14 protein-coding genes are annotated in these 14361 nt (G+C 66.4%); 9 read left to right on the top strand and 5 right to left on the bottom strand.

The window, feature by feature from the left end:
• Nucleotides 1-83: 83 nt before the first annotated feature.
• The 3 genes from AWJ14_RS20875 to AWJ14_RS20865 all read left to right on the top strand — a co-directional run bounded on the left by AWJ14_RS20875 (nt 84) and on the right by AWJ14_RS20865 (nt 1554).
• Nucleotides 84-713: a TetR/AcrR family transcriptional regulator gene (locus AWJ14_RS20875; protein ID WP_066184167.1), complete on the top strand. Its 630-nt coding sequence runs from the start codon at nt 84-86 to the stop codon at nt 711-713.
• Nucleotides 697-1122, top strand: coding sequence for a VOC family protein (locus AWJ14_RS20870; RefSeq protein WP_066184163.1), 426 nt, complete (start codon nt 697-699; stop codon nt 1120-1122). Before AWJ14_RS20875 ends, AWJ14_RS20870 begins: the two co-directional genes overlap by 17 nt.
• 72 nt (nt 1123-1194) lie before the next feature.
• Nucleotides 1195-1554 carry a DUF1428 domain-containing protein gene (locus AWJ14_RS20865; protein ID WP_066184160.1) on the top strand — a complete coding sequence of 120 codons (360 nt, stop codon included), beginning with the start codon at nt 1195-1197 and terminating at the stop codon, nt 1552-1554.
• Between the two features lie 43 nt (nt 1555-1597).
• Here the strand turns inward: AWJ14_RS20865 and AWJ14_RS20860 are convergent, their stop codons facing one another.
• From AWJ14_RS20860 to AWJ14_RS20840, 5 genes are all read right to left on the bottom strand, one after another.
• A complete protein-coding gene (locus AWJ14_RS20860; protein WP_066184157.1) occupies nt 1598-3124 on the bottom strand; it encodes a Ppx/GppA family phosphatase in 1527 nt (508 codons plus the stop codon).
• 165 nt (nt 3125-3289) lie between these two features.
• On the bottom strand, nt 3290-5443 hold the full coding sequence (locus tag AWJ14_RS20855) for an RNA degradosome polyphosphate kinase (RefSeq protein WP_245304403.1): 2154 nt from the start codon (nt 5441-5443) through the stop codon (nt 3290-3292).
• 117 nt (nt 5444-5560) lie between these two features.
• Entirely contained in the window at nt 5561-6265 is a 705-nt protein-coding gene (hdaA, locus tag AWJ14_RS20850; RefSeq protein ID WP_066184151.1) for a DnaA regulatory inactivator HdaA, read from the bottom strand.
• Complete coding sequence (locus AWJ14_RS20845; protein ID WP_083220414.1) at nt 6265-7398, bottom strand: AI-2E family transporter; 1134 nt, start codon at nt 7396-7398, stop codon at nt 6265-6267. The genes hdaA and AWJ14_RS20845 overlap by 1 nt, the downstream gene beginning before the upstream one ends.
• 48 nt (nt 7399-7446) lie before the next feature.
• On the bottom strand, nt 7447-7992 hold the full coding sequence (locus AWJ14_RS20840; RefSeq protein WP_066184149.1) for a CDP-alcohol phosphatidyltransferase family protein: 546 nt from the start codon (nt 7990-7992) through the stop codon (nt 7447-7449).
• A gap of 204 nt (nt 7993-8196) precedes the next feature.
• On the opposite strand from AWJ14_RS20840, the gene purM reads away from it, so the two are divergent.
• The 6 genes from purM to AWJ14_RS20810 all read left to right on the top strand — a co-directional run bounded on the left by purM (nt 8197) and on the right by AWJ14_RS20810 (nt 14340).
• The gene (purM, locus tag AWJ14_RS20835; protein ID WP_066184145.1) at nt 8197-9267 is read left to right on the top strand and encodes a phosphoribosylformylglycinamidine cyclo-ligase; all 1071 of its coding nucleotides are present in this window, start codon (nt 8197-8199) and stop codon (nt 9265-9267) included.
• Entirely contained in the window at nt 9264-9887 is a 624-nt protein-coding gene (gene purN / locus AWJ14_RS20830) for a phosphoribosylglycinamide formyltransferase (protein WP_083220407.1), read from the top strand. The genes purM and purN overlap by 4 nt, the downstream gene beginning before the upstream one ends.
• Nucleotides 9888-10210: 323 nt before the next feature.
• Complete coding sequence (locus AWJ14_RS20825; protein WP_066184141.1) at nt 10211-10483, top strand: hypothetical protein; 273 nt, start codon at nt 10211-10213, stop codon at nt 10481-10483.
• Between the two features lie 117 nt (nt 10484-10600).
• The gene (locus AWJ14_RS20820; RefSeq protein WP_210183577.1) at nt 10601-11602 is read left to right on the top strand and encodes a cupin-like domain-containing protein; all 1002 of its coding nucleotides are present in this window, start codon (nt 10601-10603) and stop codon (nt 11600-11602) included.
• A gap of 2 nt (nt 11603-11604) precedes the next feature.
• Nucleotides 11605-12873: an aminotransferase class III-fold pyridoxal phosphate-dependent enzyme gene (locus AWJ14_RS20815; RefSeq protein ID WP_210183576.1), complete on the top strand. Its 1269-nt coding sequence runs from the start codon at nt 11605-11607 to the stop codon at nt 12871-12873.
• A gap of 195 nt (nt 12874-13068) precedes the next feature.
• Complete coding sequence (locus tag AWJ14_RS20810) at nt 13069-14340, top strand: SAM-dependent methyltransferase (RefSeq protein ID WP_066184135.1); 1272 nt, start codon at nt 13069-13071, stop codon at nt 14338-14340.
• Nucleotides 14341-14361: the final 21 nt, after the last annotated feature.

Here is a 14361-nt window from a genome sequence, read left to right as displayed (position 1 = left end):
CGAAACTTCTTCAAGGCTGCAGGCTATGAGGCACAATAGATGCGACACGCTTTAGTTGGTATGTTCTTGCCCAAGGAGTTTTCATGGCACCCCGCACCGCCACCGCCCGCACCCGCCTGCTCGAAGCCGCTCGCGACGTCATCCGCGCCAAGGGCTACGCCGCCACGACCGTGGATGACCTGTGCGCGCGGGCCGGCGTGACCAAGGGTGCCTTCTTCCACCATTTCAGGAGCAAGGAAGCGCTCGGCGTGGCGGCAGCCGATTTCTGGGCCGAGACCACGTCGGCGATGTTTGCCGGAGCCCCCTACCATGCGCCCGACGATCCCTATGAGCGGCTGCTCGCCTATCTGCGCTTCCGCCGGGACCTGCTCGGAGCGGGCGAGTTGGACGAGATCACCTGCCTGGCCGGCACCATGGTGCAGGAGGTCTATGACAGCGCACCGGCGATCCGCGATGCCTGCCATGCCGCGATTTCCGGCCATGCGATGACGCTGACGGCCGATATCCGCGCGGCGATGGAGGCGCGCGGCGTCACCGGGTTCACCCCGGAAAGCCTGGCGCTGCACACGCAAGCGGTGCTGCAGGGCGCTTTCGTCCTGGCCAAGGCCGGCAATTCCGTGGCGCTCGCCCGCGACAGCGTCGACCACCTGATCCGCTACGTGACGCTGATTTTTTCTCACCCCCGGGAGGACACAGATGAGCCCGTCCAATGAGTACAAGCGCCTGATGCACGGCGTGATTCCCTATGCCACGGTCGACGGTGTCGACAAGGCGATCGAATTCTATGCCCGCGCCTTCGGCGCCGTGCCGCGCGGCCAGATCACCCGCAGCGAGGACGGACGCGTCCTCAACGTCTCCATCGAGATCAATGGCGGCCTGATGATGCTGATGGACCCGTTTCCCGAACACGGCAGCCTGCCCTCGGCGGGCAATCAGTTCACCCTGCAACTGGTGATCGCCGACGGCGACCTGTGGTGGACCCGCGCGGTCGAGGCCGGCTGCGAGGTGCTGTCGCCGTTCAAGCTTGAATTCTGGGGCGACCGGTTCGGCCGCGTACGCGATCCCTTCGGCCTCGAATGGGCCTTCAACGAACCCGCGCCCGAAAAACAGCTCTCGGCCTGACGCCGCCCCGTGCCGGGCAGCACCGTCCGGACCGGACAAAACCCTATGTCAGCCCCGAACAGGAGGATCTTCATGACCTATGTAAACGGATTCCTGCTTCCCGTCCCCAAGGCGAACAAGGCGACCTACACCGAAATGGCGAAAGCCGCCGCCAGGATTTTTCGGGCCCATGGCGCGCTCTCGGTTGTCGAGAACTGGGGCGTCGATGTGCCGGACGGCACGCACACTTCGTTCCCCATGGCCGTCAAGCTCGAAGAGGGCGAGGCAGTGGTCTTTTCCTGGACCACATGGCCCGACAAGGCCACAGCCGACAGTGGCCTGGCGGCGGCGATGCCCGAGCTTGACGACATGATGAAGACCCATGGCGTGATGGAAATGCTCGACGGCAAACGCATGATTTTCGGCGGCTTCGAGACCATCGTCTCCGACTGAGCCGCCGCAGCGCCGTCACGCGGTCGCCGCACCGGCGGCCGCCTCAGCCGACGCGAAAGCCGAGCCGCTTGCCGGTGAGCTTTGCCAGTTGCTGCAACCGGCCTTCGAGGCGTTCGCCGACGAAGGCCTCGTAGCTGCGCGGCACGATCAGGACGATGTCGACATCGCCGTCGGAGGGGGCCGCGGGCGCGAAGGCCAGTTGCGGCACCATGCCCGGCATCGATGCCGAGAACAGGTAGACCACCCGCAGCATGCCGCCCAGAAGCTTGGCATAGTCGAGGAATTTCGGCCCGGCGATGGCGGCGAGGCCCGCCGAGGCGCCGTCGTCGTTGAGTCCTTCGAAACGGAAATAATTGGCCAGCGCGATATAGGCCCGGCCGGCATGGCTGATGCCGGTGAAGGTGGAGTGGGCGATGATGTTGAGCGCCTGCAGCCCGCGATAGTCGGGATGGGCGCGCCAGGAGATGTCGGCGAGCAGGCAGGCCGCCTGGCGGTAGCGCGACTCCTCCTCCGTCTCCTCGATCCCGAAGACCGGGAACATCCGGCCGGTCCAGGCCGCAAGCTCGCGCGCATGTTCGGGCGAGCGGGCCCGCAGGATCGCCAGTTCGCCTGCCGCCGTCAGCAGCGGATCGCGGCTCGCCTCGGTGCGACCGAGCAGCGAGTAGAGATAGCCCTCGCGCACCCCGAGCGCGGAAAAGCTCACCCGCGCCGCCTTCATCACCGTCAGCGTTTCCTGAAGCGCCACCGCGCCATAGGGCAAAAGCCCGCGGCGGTTGCGCGAGATCGCCTTGATCGCCGAGATCCGCGACTGTTTCATGGCCGAGACCTCGCCCAGGAACTCGATCGCGGTCCCGGCGTCGATCTCGTAGGCCTGCATCATGTGCAGGGGATAATTGGTGATCTCCATGTGCAGCTTGGCGATGTTGCGCCAGGTTCCGCCCACTGCGTAGAAGATCCGTCCCTCCCCTCCCTTGAGCACGGGGGATTTCTTGAGCGCGCTGCGGGCGATGGCGCGCGCCCGCGAAATCGAGTTGCCCGACATGTCGGCAAGCCGCAAGCCGCCCAGCGGCAGCGTCTGCCCGCCCGAATAGCCGCTGCCGCGGACATCGGCGAGTTCGAGCGAGCCGCCGCCCAGATCGCCGGAAATGCCGTCGGGCCGGTAATAGCCGGAAATGATGCCGAGCGCGGAGAAGCGGGCCTCCTCCTCGCCGGTGAGCAGCCGCACACGGCAGCCCAGGATCGCTTCGGCCTTCTGGATGAAATCGGCGCCGTTTTCGGCCTCGCGCGCAGCGGCGGTGGCGAGCACGTGCATTTCTGAGGCGCGGGCCTGTTCCGACAATGCGCGAAATCGCGTGAGCGCCGCAAGCGCGCGGGCGACGCCGCTCTCGTCCATCCGGCCGGTCGAGGCCAGCCCCTTGCCCAGCCCGCACAGCACCTTTTCGTTGAACAGCACCGAAGGCGAGCGGTTGAGCCCCTCATAGATCACCAGACGCACGGAATTGGAGCCGATGTCGACGACGGAGATCGGGTGAATACCCGGCAATCGCCCCTGAGCTTCCGATTCCACCATGGGCTACGACGCTTCGCGGTTTGAGCGCGCCGGCCGGACCAGGCGGAGCGGCGCGTGGGCCAACAGGATTCGCGCTTTTATATAGGCAACGGCCCCGAACCGTAACCCGGTCCGGACTCCGCCTATGGTCGGGGGGATGGAGATGCGCTCGGCCAGGGCCACGGCTCAGCGTTTGGAGCGCGTGGTCCGCGCCAGCCGGTCGGCGATCAGTTTCGGCGCATTCGACTTGAGCGCTTCGCCACGGCCAGAGAGGCTGGGATTGGTCATGAAGTATACCTGTGCATTGAACGGCTCTTCCCCCTCGCCGGGCTCGATCCGGCGCGATGTTCCGTCAGGCAATATCTCGTAACTCTGCTGGTTATCAATCATGTTGCCCAGCATAATCTGCGACAGAACCTGTTCATGCACAGTCTTGTTGGACAAGGGCACCAGCGTTTCCACGCGCCGGTCGAGATTGCGCGGCATCAGGTCGGCCGAGCCGATATAGACCAGCGCCTCCTGCGAGGGCAGGCCGTGGCCGTTGCCGAAGCAGTAGATGCGGCTGTGTTCGAGGAAGCGGCCGACGATGGATTTGGCGTGGATGTGGTCGGACAGGCCCGGCACCTGCGGCCTCAGGCAGCAGATGCCGCGCACCACCAGATCGACCTCCACCCCGGCCTGGCTTGCGCGGTAGAGCGCGTCGATGATCTCGGGATCCACCAGCGAATTCATCTTCATCCAGATCGCCGCCGGGCGGCCGGCCTCGGCATGGCGGATCTCGGCCTCGATATTGTCGACGATGCGGGTGCGCAGGTTGAGCGGCGACACCGCGAGCTTGCTCAGGCCCTCGGGCTCGCCGTAGCCGGTGATGAAATTGAAGACATGCGCGGTGTCGCGCGCGATCACCGGATCGCAGGTGAAATAGGACAGGTCCGTGTAGATCTTGGCGGTGATCGGGTGGTAGTTGCCGGTGCCGAGGTGACAATAGGTCACCAGCCTGCCCTCCTCGCGCCGCACGATCAGTGACATCTTGGCGTGGGTCTTGAGTTCGAGGAAGCCGAAGACCACCTGCACGCCCGCGCGTTCGAGGTCGCGCGCCCAGCGGATATTGGCTTCCTCGTCGAAGCGGGCCTTGAGCTCGACCAGCGCGGTCACCGACTTGCCGGCCTCGGCGGCGTCGACCAGCGCGCGCACGATCGGGCTGTCGTTCGAGGTGCGGTAAAGCGTCTGCTTGATGGCGAGCACGTCGGGGTCGCGTGCGGCCTGGAACAGGAACTGCACCACCGCGTCGAAGGATTCGTAGGGGTGATGCACCACCAGGTCCTTCTCGCGGATTGCCGCGAAGGTATCGCCGGCATGCTCGCGGATGCGCTCGGGGAAGCGGGCATTGTAGGGCTCGAACTTCAGGTCGTCGCGCGGCGCCCGGGTGATCTCCGAAAGCGTGTTGAGCGCGAGCAGGCCCGGCAGCACGGCGATGCGGTTGTCGGGGACGTTGGTCTCGTAGGCCACGAAATCGCGCAGCGCCTGCGGCAGTTCCGAATCGAACTCGATGCGGATCACCGACCCGCGTCGGCGGCGCTTGAGCGCGCTCTCGAACAGCCGCACCAGGTCTTCGGCCTCTTCCTCCACCTCGATGTCGGAATCGCGGATGATGCGGAACGTGCCCGAGGCGCGCACCTCGTAACCCGGATAGAGCGAGCCGATGAACAGGCTGACCACGTCTTCAAGCGTGATGTAGCGGATCGCCCCGTCGAGATCCGGCAGGCGCAGGAAGCGGTCGAGCGCCACCGGCAGGCGGATCAGCGCCGTCATCGGCTCGTTCTGGTCCTTGGAGGCGAGCTGCAGGCAGATCGAGAAGCCTAGATTGGGAATGAAGGGGAACGGGTGCGCCGGATCGATCGACAGCGGCGTCAGCACCGGAAAGATCGACTGCAGGAACTCGTTCTCGAGCCATTCCATGTCACCCTCGACCAGCATCGAAGGGCGCACGATGAACAGGTTCTCGGCCGCCAGATTCTGCTGCAGGATGGCGAGCGACGCCTGCTGCTCGAGCTGCAGCCCGTCGATTTCCTCGAGAATGCTGTCGAGCTGTTCGCTCGGCGACATGCCATCGGCGGAGCGGTTGGCGATGCCCTGGCGCACCTGGCCCTCGAGGCCGGCGACGCGGACCATGAAAAACTCGTCGAGATTGGCCGCCGAGATCGACAGGAACCGGACCCGTTCGAGTAGCGGATGGCTGGCGTTGAGCGTTTCCTCAAGCACACGGCGGTTGAACTGCAGCCAGGAGAATTCGCGGTTGACGAAACGCTCGGGGCTGGTGCGCAGATCCTGCACGGGCATCTCCGAGGCGACCGGGTCGATCCTGAGATCGCTGCTGCCCGAACTTTCGACATTATCCATTGCGCACTCCAAGCTCCCGTACCGGACAAGACCGTCTATAGCACAACAAAGAAGGAACTATGACACTTCGGCGTCACCCTGTCCCGCATCCACCTCCGCCATCACCTCGGCGGCAAGCGCGCGGGTGATCTTCGATCCGCGCGCCAGCGCCAGCTGGTCGATTCGTGTGACGATCGTGCGCGCCGCCTCGAGCGAGCGCTCCATGCGCGCAACCAGCCACTGGATGATGCGGTCGTCGACGACCACCTGCCGGTCGGCGAACAGCTTGACCATCACCAGCGCGAGCAGCGCCTCGTCGGGCTCGGCTATCTCGACCACGGTGGCGGCCTTCAGCCGCGAGGCGAGATCGGGCAGGCGCACGTTCCAGCTCGCGGGCCAGAGTCGGGTGGTGATCAGCAGCCAGCTGCCATGCTCGCGCACCGCGTTGATGAGATGGAACAGCGCGGTTTCGTTGAACCCGGTGCGGTCGATATCCTCGATCAGCACCGGCCCGCGCGAAGCCATCTCGAGCACCATCGGATCGGCCGCGCCGATATCGACGATGTTGGCGCCGACCCGGTCGACCCAGATGCGGGCGAGATGCGACTTGCCCGATCCCGTCGGGCCGGCAAGGATGACCACCGGCGAAGGCCAGTCAGGCCAGCGGTCGATGATGCCGGCGGCGGCGCTGATGCTGTCGGAGACGATCAAGTCGTCCCGTCCCGAGGCGGAGTCGTGACCGAATTCGAGCGGCAATTGCCGGGTGGCGGGCGGCTTGACCATCACTCGGACGCGGCTCCGTGCGACGGCGGCGGTGGCGGTGGCGGCACCGTCCCCTCCCCGCTGCCCGAATAGAGATCGCTCGCCAGATAGCGGTCGATCGCGAAGCGGACCAGAACCCCGACCGAAGCGGCGGCCGGCACCGCGATCAGCATGCCGACAAAGCCGAACAGCGCACCGAACGCGAACAGCGCGAACATCAGCCAGACCGGATGCAGGCCGACCGAGGAGCCCACCAGCCGCGGCTGCAGGATGTTGCCCTCGAAGAACTGCCCCACGGCGAAGACGGCGATGACCGCGCCGATCATGACGAAATCGGGCCAGAACTGGACGATGGCGACGACCAGCGCCAGCACCAGGCCGACCAGCGAGCCGACATAGGGAATGAAGCTGATCAGGCCCGCAAACAGGCCGATCAGCAGGCCGAAATTGAGCCCGACCAGCATCAGGCCGACGGCATAGATCAGGCCGAGGATGATGCAGACGCTGCCCTGGCCGCGCACGAAGCCGGCGATGGTGCGGTCGATCTGGCCCGCCAGGTCGCGCACGGTTTCGAGATGGTCGCGCGGCACCCAGCTGTCGACCTTGGCGATCATGTTGTCCCAGTCGAGCAGCATATAGAAGGCCACCACCGGCGTGACCACGAACAGGGCCGCGATGTCGATCAGCGCCATGCCCGAGTTCCAGAGCTTCTGGAAGATGGTGCCGACGAAGCCCGCCCCTTCCTTGAGAAGGGCTGCGAAACTGTCCTTGATCTGGCCGAGCTGGCCCGAGATCCAGTCCGGCAGCATGGTGCGCTCGGAGGCCAGCAGTTCCTGCAGCTGGGTGATGTAGCCGGGAATGCGCCCGCCCAGGTCGACGGCCTGGGTGACGAGAATCGGCACCAGGACCACCAGCGCGATCGCGAAGATCGCCAGGAACGCCACCAGGATCACCAGCGTCGCCATCATCCGCGACAAGCCGCGGCGTTCAAGCCAGTCGGCCACCGGATCGAGGAAATAGGCCAGCGCCATGCCGGCGATGAACGGCAGCAGGATCGAGCGGAACAGCATCAGGAAGCCCGCGAACACCGCAAGCGCGATCAGCCAGAACAGGATCCGCCGCCGAAGCGCGGCCGTGTCGATATGAGTCGCCATGATCACCTCGCTCGATGGCCGCGCGCGCCGGCCGCACCTGAACTCGCGCTAGCCGACGGCGCCCTCGCCGGCCATGTGCCGCAGCCATGTCACGAGATAGGCGCCTGCCGAGGCAACGGTCAAGCCTGCAACCGCATAGATCATCCATCCGATCACGCCGTCAAGCTGGACAAGCCCGGCCAGTTCGGCAAGCACCAGCACCACCAACAGGATCTGAGCCAGCGTGTTGGCCTTCGACACCATCAGCGGCCGCATTTCCACCGGATTTGCGAGCAGGCTCGACAGCACCACCGCGGCGATGATCATGCCGTCGCGGGAGACGGCGAGGATCACCAGCCAGATCGGCAGCGCCTGCAGCCAGCCCAGCATGACGAAGACGCTGACCAGCAGGAACTTGTCGGCCATCGGATCGAGCCAGGCGCCGAGTTCGGATTTCTGGTTGAAGTGGCGCGCGATGGCGCCGTCGATCGCATCGCTGACGCCCGCCAGCATGAACAGCAGGAAGGCCGTCATCATCTCGCCGCTCATCATCATGTGGACGACGAGCGGCACCATCAGGAAGCGGGCGACGGTGATGTAATTGGGCAGGGTCATCGGCGGCAACTCACGACTGATTGACCCCGGATATGGCAATCTGCCGCGCCGTTTCCAAGTGTTCGGACCGCCTGCGACGCTCCGACGCCCGGTTTTCCCGTCAAATGTCGCGGTGAACCGCATGCTCCTGCTTGCGAAACCGCGTGCAAAATGCCATCCCGACCCCCTGCAAAGCGCCCGTGAACGCAAAGGAAGGAAAGCCAGATGGCGGATCCGAAGAACGGCCTCACCTATGCCCAGGCGGGCGTCGACATCGACGCCGGCAACGACATGGTCAATCGCATCAAGCCGCTGGTGCGCGCCACGCGGCGCCCCGGCGCCGACGGCGAGATCGGCGGCTTCGGCGGCCTGTTCGACCTGAAGGCCGCAGGCTTTTCCGATCCCGTGCTGGTCGCCGCCAATGACGGCGTCGGCACCAAGCTCAAGGTCGCCATCGAGGCCGGCCTGCATGACACGGTCGGCATCGACCTCGTCGCCATGTGCGTCAACGACCTGGTGGTCCAGGGCGCAGAACCCTTGTTCTTTCTCGACTATTTCGCCACCGGCAAGCTCGACCCGGCGCAGGGGGCGGCCATCGTCGGCGGCATCGCCGAGGGCTGCCTTCAGGCCGGCTGCGCGCTGATCGGCGGCGAAACGGCGGAAATGCCCGGCATGTACCGCGACGGCGACTACGATCTCGCGGGCTTCGCGGTGGGCGCTGCCGAACGCGGGCAGCTGCTGCCGTCGGGCGAGATCGCCGAAGGCGACGTCGTGCTCGGGCTCGCCTCCTCGGGCGTGCATTCGAACGGCTATTCTCTCGTGCGCCGGATCGTCGAGATGAGCGGACTGGGCTACGATGCGCCGGCGCCGTTCGACCCGGACAAAAGCCTTGGCGCAGCACTGCTGGAGCCGACCCGCATCTATGTGAAATCGGTGCTGGCCGCGATCCGCCAGACCGGCGCGATACGCGCGCTGGCCCACATCACCGGCGGCGGCTTTCCGGAAAACCTGCCGCGGGTGCTGCCCGGGACGCTGGCGGCCGAGATCGATCTCGGCGCGGTCAGGCCGCCGCAGGTGTTTTCCTGGATCGCCCGCACCGGCGGCGTCGCGCCGGAAGAGATGCTGCGCACCTTCAACTGCGGCATCGGCATGATCGCGGTGGTCGCAGCCGGCGATGTCGAACGCGTCACCGCCGCGCTCGAGGCCGAAGGCGAGCGCGTGGTCCGGCTCGGACGCCTCACCGCGCGCGCCGAGGGCGCGCCGGGCGTGGCCTATACCGGCACGCTGGCGCTGTGAGCGCGGTCCAGAAAGCCCCGGTCGCGGTGCTGATCTCCGGCCGGGGATCGAACATGGGCGCGCTGATCGCCGCCTCGCTCAAGCCCGATTATCCGGCAAGGATCGCCTGCGTGATCTCCGACAAGCCCGACGCCAGGGGGCTCGCCCATGCGCGCGACTTCGGCATCGAGGCCGTGGCCGTTCCCAGGCGGGACTATGCCGACAAGCGGGCGCATGAAGCGGCGGTGATGGCCGCGATCGATGCATCGGGAGCCCGGTTCATCGCGCTTGCGGGCTATATGCGGCTTCTCTCGGGCGACTTCGTCAACCGCTATGCCGGCCGGATGATCAACATCCACCCTTCGCTGCTGCCGGCCTTTCCCGGCCTCGCCACCCATGAGCGCGCGCTCGCCGCCGGCTGCCGCGTGCATGGCTGCACCGTGCATTTCGTCACCGAAGGCATGGACGAAGGCCCGATCATCGAGCAGGAAGCGGTGCGGGTCGAGCGCGACGACACGCCCGAGACACTGGCCGCCCGCGTGCTCGAGGCCGAACACCGGATCTACCCGGAGGCGCTGGCGATGCTGGCGCTCGGCAAGGTGCGCATGGGCGGCAACGGCCAGGCCCGCTTCGGCGGCTGACCGGACAGGCGCGCCCGGCAACGGCGCGCCAAAGCGGCTTCCGGCATTGGCATCATCACAGGTTTTGGCCGGCCCTGTTTAGGGTCGACTAATACTGCTTTATTCGTGCGCGATGCCGTGCTATCTTGAGTTGGCAATGGAGTGATGCACAACCTGGCGCCAGACCCCGGCGGCTCGGTGTCTTTCGGTCGATTGACGCGCGATCGGAGACGAAAGCCTGCCTGCGCAATTTCCTGTCCGGCTCCACCCTGCCGTGCCCGCACGGCTGCAAGATGACGCTCCAGTGCTTGTGGATCAGGCCTCGTTTCAAAAGGAGCTGCATCATGCCGACTTTCTCGTCCAAACCGCCCTCCGAAGCAAAACCGGCCCCGAGCGGATTCTTCCGTGGCGGGATGATGCCCGCGGCGCCGATGGATTACGCCTCGCTGATCGTGTTCGACATCCGGGCGCTCAAGCTCAGCGTCGCCGAAGGCCGCGAGCTGGAGCGCGAATTGCGCGAAACCCTGTTCAAGATGCTGGACGGCCGGACCAAGACCTTCGCCGACCGCAGCGCCGCCGATCTCGGCGGCACCGTTCTCGGCATCGCCATCGACTAGGCAGCGCGCCCGGCCGCCCCCTGGTGCTGAGCGGGCGGCCCGGAGTTCCCGGGTGCCGGAACTTGGCCGCAAGGCCGGGCTCGTCGTGCACGAAACAGCATCATTGGAGGCGCAGGCATGAGTGAAGCCGCGATACAGATGCCCTCGGAGGACTGGACCGAATGGGCGGCCCACAACCTGGCGATGGGGATCGCCCGGGCCGATATCGCCGCCGAGCTGGGCAAGGCCGGCCTGTCCGTGGCCGATGCGAACCGCTTGCTTGCCGGCATCGAGGGCAGCCCGGTGTTTCGCGCGGCGCGGCGGCTGGGCGAGGACGTGCGCAAATGGACCATGCTCAGCGACGCGCTGCTGGCACTCGAGGGCCTGACCCACGACTATGACAGCGTGCCGCGGGTTTCGGGCCTGTCGTCGGACAATTTCCTGCGCGACTATTATGCGCTCAACCGGCCCGTGATCATCACCGATGTGGTGGCGACCTGGCCCGCCTCGCAGAAATGGACGCTCGATTTCCTGGCCGACCGCTTCGGCCAGTGCCGGATCACTTACCAGAGCGGCCGCTCGCGGCGCGACCACCGCGATTCCTTTGTCGATCACAGCACGGAGGCGACGCTGGCGGCCTATATCGAGCTCATCCGGAGCGGCGAGGAGACCAATGACTATTACCTCATCGCCCATGACAAGATTCTCGATCGGCCCGATTTCAAGCCGCTGATCGACGACATCGTGTTCGACACGCGCTATTTCGACCCGGTCAGCCAGCCCGGCCGGGTGTTCTTCTGGCTCGGTCCGAAGGGGTCGGCGACGCCGATGCACCGGGACCTCGGCAACGTGTTCTTCGCCCAGGTCATGGGCCGCAAGCGGGTGACGCTGATCCCGTCCAAGCAGTTGCACAAGGTCTACAACCAGACCGGCTATCACAGCGAGATCGACTTCGAGAACGACAATCTGGCGGACTACCCGCTGCTTGAGGGCGCCCATATCATCGATGTCGTCATCGCCCCGGGAGAGCTGCTGTTCATCCCGATCGGCTGGTGGCACGCGGTCAGGTCGCTGGACGTCAGCATCACCGTGACCGGCAACAATTTCCGTTTCCCGAATGTCTTCGCGGATATCTTCTAGCCTTGGGCGGCCGCGATCCGCCTGATCCCGCCCGGACCCGGCAAGACGGCCCGCCCCGGCTCGACGTCAGCCGGTCGCAGGCCTTGCTCGCGCGCATGCGGCAGAGCGAGGCGCTTCTCGCCGCCCGGCCGGGGATGTATTTCACCGGTTACGAGCGGATCGGCGGCAACCCGGTGTTCATCGAGCGCGCCGAGGGCGCCCGGCTGCGCGACATCGACGGCAACATCTATCTCGATTACCTGCTGGGCTTCGGCTCCGTGGTGCTCGGCCATGCCGAAGCCGAGGTGAACCGGGCCGTCACCGCCGCGCTGCAGCGCGGCGTCAACCCGACGCTGCTCGACATCGCCCATCTCGAATTGGCCGAACGGATCGTCGACCTCATTCCCGCTGCCGAGCTCGTCACCTTCCTCAAGACCGGCTCGGATGCGGTCGATGCCGCCGTCCGGCTTGCACGGGCGGTGACCGGGCGCGCGCACGTGCTGCATTGGGGCCATCACGGCTGGCATGACTGGTGCTCGCCCTCCCCTGGCGTGCCCGAGGCTTCGCGGGCGCTGCTGCACCGCTTCGCCTTCAACGATCTCGATGGCCTGCGGTCCATGTTCGACGCCCTGCCCGGGGCCGTCGCCTGCGTGGTGATGATGCCCTATGAAATCGACCCGCCGCAACCGGGCTATCTCGCGGCCGTCCGGGACATGGCGCACGACCATGGGGCGCTGTTCGTGCTCGACGAGATCCGCTCGGGCTTCCGCATCTCGCTCAAGGGCGCGCAGGATGTGTTCGGCGTCGAACCGGACATCGCCGCCTTCGGCAAGGCGATGGCCAATGGCCATGCGATCTCGGCGCTGGCGGGCCGTCGCGAGATCATGGCCAGGATCCTCGAACTCGGCCTGACGGTGACCTATTTCCGCTCGCCCGACGCGATGGCGGCCGCGCTTGCCACGCTTGCCATCCTGGAACGGGAGGACGTGCCCGGGCGACTGAGGCGGCTGGGCCGGCGGCTGATGGACGGTCTCGACCAGGCCGCGCACAGCGCCGGCGTTCCGGCGCGCACGGTCGGGTTCGAGGCGACGCCGTTCATCCGCTTCGACCATGAGCGGATTTCGGACCGCGAGCGCGCCCTGCGCCTGTTCTGCAACGGCATGCTCGCGCGCGGCCACCTGATGACCCCGGCCCATCACTGGTTCCTGTGCGCCGCCATGACCGAAGACGATATCGACAGGACCGTCCGGGCTGCCGAAGCGACACTGCGCGACATTGCGGGGACGATCTGACGGCTGGCGAGCCTTGCACTGTCGTGCGCCCCTGTTTGCGCCCGCGTGATGCGCGCCCCGTCTTGCACTTTGACAGGCGGCGCGGAACCGCTCATCCTGCCCCCGCCAGGGTCGCCAGCCGCCCGCCGCGGCGGTTGCGCTGCCCGTGGCGGAGCCAAAGCATGCACCCCGCCGCAACTTTCGATCGGAGACGCCATGCCATCCCTGCACGGACTTCTCGACACCGCGATCAGCCATGGGCGCCTGACGGTGACCGACGCCAAGGGGCGGACCCGAAGCTATGGCGGCAAGGCGCCGGGACCGGAGGTCGGCATCCGCTTCACCACGCCCAGCGTCGCCCGCAAGATCTTCCTCAATCCCGAACTCAAGGCCGGCGAAGCCTATATGGATGGCGAGCTGGTGATGACGGAAGGCTCGATCCACGACCTGATGCGGCTGTTCTTCGCCAACAAGCGGCAGTTCGATCTCTCGCCGAGCCAGATCTTCTGGCGCGGCGTCGCCCGCGGGTTCAAGCGCTTCCAGCAGAACAACGCGCTCGCGCGCGCCCGCGGCCATGTGCAGGCGCATTACGACATCGGCGAGGAGATCTACCGGCTGTTTCTCGACGCCGACATGCAATATTCCTGCGCCTATTTCCCTGACGGAACCGAGACGCTCGAACAGGCGCAGACGCTCAAGAAGCGCCACATCGCCGCCAAGCTCCGGATCGCCGACGGCCAGCGGATTCTCGACATCGGCTGCGGCTGGGGCGGGCTCGGGCTCTATCTCGCCCATCTCGCCGATATCGAGGTGGTGGGGGTGACGCTGTCGGAGCGGCAACTGGCGGTCGCCCGCAGGCGGGCCGAGATCCTCGGCGTCAGTGACCGCGTCACATTCGAGCTCATCGATTATCGCGAGGTACAGGGCAAGTTCGACCGTATCGTCTCGGTGGGCATGCTCGAACATGTGGGGGTCCATTACCTCAAACCCTATTTCCTCACCGTGCGCGACCGGCTCGCGCCCGACGGCGTGGCGCTCATTCATTCGATCTCGAGCAAGGCGCCGCCCGGCGTGACCGGGCCGTTCCTGCGCAAGCACATCTTTCCGGGCGGCTACGCGCCGTCGCTGTCCGAAGCGGTGTCGGCGATCGAACTGTCGGGGCTGTGGGTGCTCGACTGCGAGATCTGGCGCGTGCATTACGGCCACACGCTCCGGCACTGGCGCGAACGGTTCGCGGCCAACCGCGAACGCGCGGCGGAGGCGATGGACGAACGCTTCTGCCGGATGTGGGAGCTGTATCTGTCGATGTGCGAATGCGCCTTCATGCAGGGTGCGGCCAATGTGTTCCAGATCCAGCTGGGCCGGGAACGCGATGCGGTGCCGCTGACGCGCGATTACATCGCACAGGAAGAGGCGCGGATAGCCGAACGGGAGCGCGACTTTCTCGACCGGGTGGTGGCGAGCGCGGCGCAGGCGCTCGACCGATAGGCTCCCTGCCCCATTGGCAAA

The sequence above is a fragment of the Parahoeflea olei genome (assembly GCF_001703635.1).
Lineage (GTDB): Bacteria > Pseudomonadota > Alphaproteobacteria > Rhizobiales > Rhizobiaceae > Hoeflea > Hoeflea olei.
This window is presented reverse-complemented; position numbering and strand designations above follow the sequence as displayed.

What these genes read in the sequence shown, in the direction of transcription:
- hdaA (WP_066184151.1), bottom strand. Translation starts at nt 6,265, where the DNA reads ATGGTCAAGCCGCCCGCCACCCGGCAATTGCCGCTCGAATTCGGTCAC.
- AWJ14_RS20820 (WP_210183577.1), top strand. Translation starts at nt 10,601, where the DNA reads ATGAGTGAAGCCGCGATACAGATGCCCTCGGAGGACTGGACCGAATGG.
- AWJ14_RS20865 (WP_066184160.1), top strand. Translation starts at nt 1,195, where the DNA reads ATGACCTATGTAAACGGATTCCTGCTTCCCGTCCCCAAGGCGAACAAG.
- AWJ14_RS20875 (WP_066184167.1), top strand. Translation starts at nt 84, where the DNA reads ATGGCACCCCGCACCGCCACCGCCCGCACCCGCCTGCTCGAAGCCGCT.
- AWJ14_RS20845 (WP_083220414.1), bottom strand. Translation starts at nt 7,398, where the DNA reads ATGGCGACTCATATCGACACGGCCGCGCTTCGGCGGCGGATCCTGTTC.
- AWJ14_RS20825 (WP_066184141.1), top strand. Translation starts at nt 10,211, where the DNA reads ATGCCGACTTTCTCGTCCAAACCGCCCTCCGAAGCAAAACCGGCCCCG.
- AWJ14_RS20840 (WP_066184149.1), bottom strand. Translation starts at nt 7,992, where the DNA reads ATGACCCTGCCCAATTACATCACCGTCGCCCGCTTCCTGATGGTGCCG.
- AWJ14_RS20870 (WP_066184163.1), top strand. Translation starts at nt 697, where the DNA reads ATGAGCCCGTCCAATGAGTACAAGCGCCTGATGCACGGCGTGATTCCC.
- purM (WP_066184145.1), top strand. Translation starts at nt 8,197, where the DNA reads ATGGCGGATCCGAAGAACGGCCTCACCTATGCCCAGGCGGGCGTCGAC.
- AWJ14_RS20860 (WP_066184157.1), bottom strand. Translation starts at nt 3,124, where the DNA reads ATGGTGGAATCGGAAGCTCAGGGGCGATTGCCGGGTATTCACCCGATC.
- AWJ14_RS20855 (WP_245304403.1), bottom strand. Translation starts at nt 5,443, where the DNA reads ATGCCCGTGCAGGATCTGCGCACCAGCCCCGAGCGTTTCGTCAACCGC.
- AWJ14_RS20810 (WP_066184135.1), top strand. Translation starts at nt 13,069, where the DNA reads ATGCCATCCCTGCACGGACTTCTCGACACCGCGATCAGCCATGGGCGC.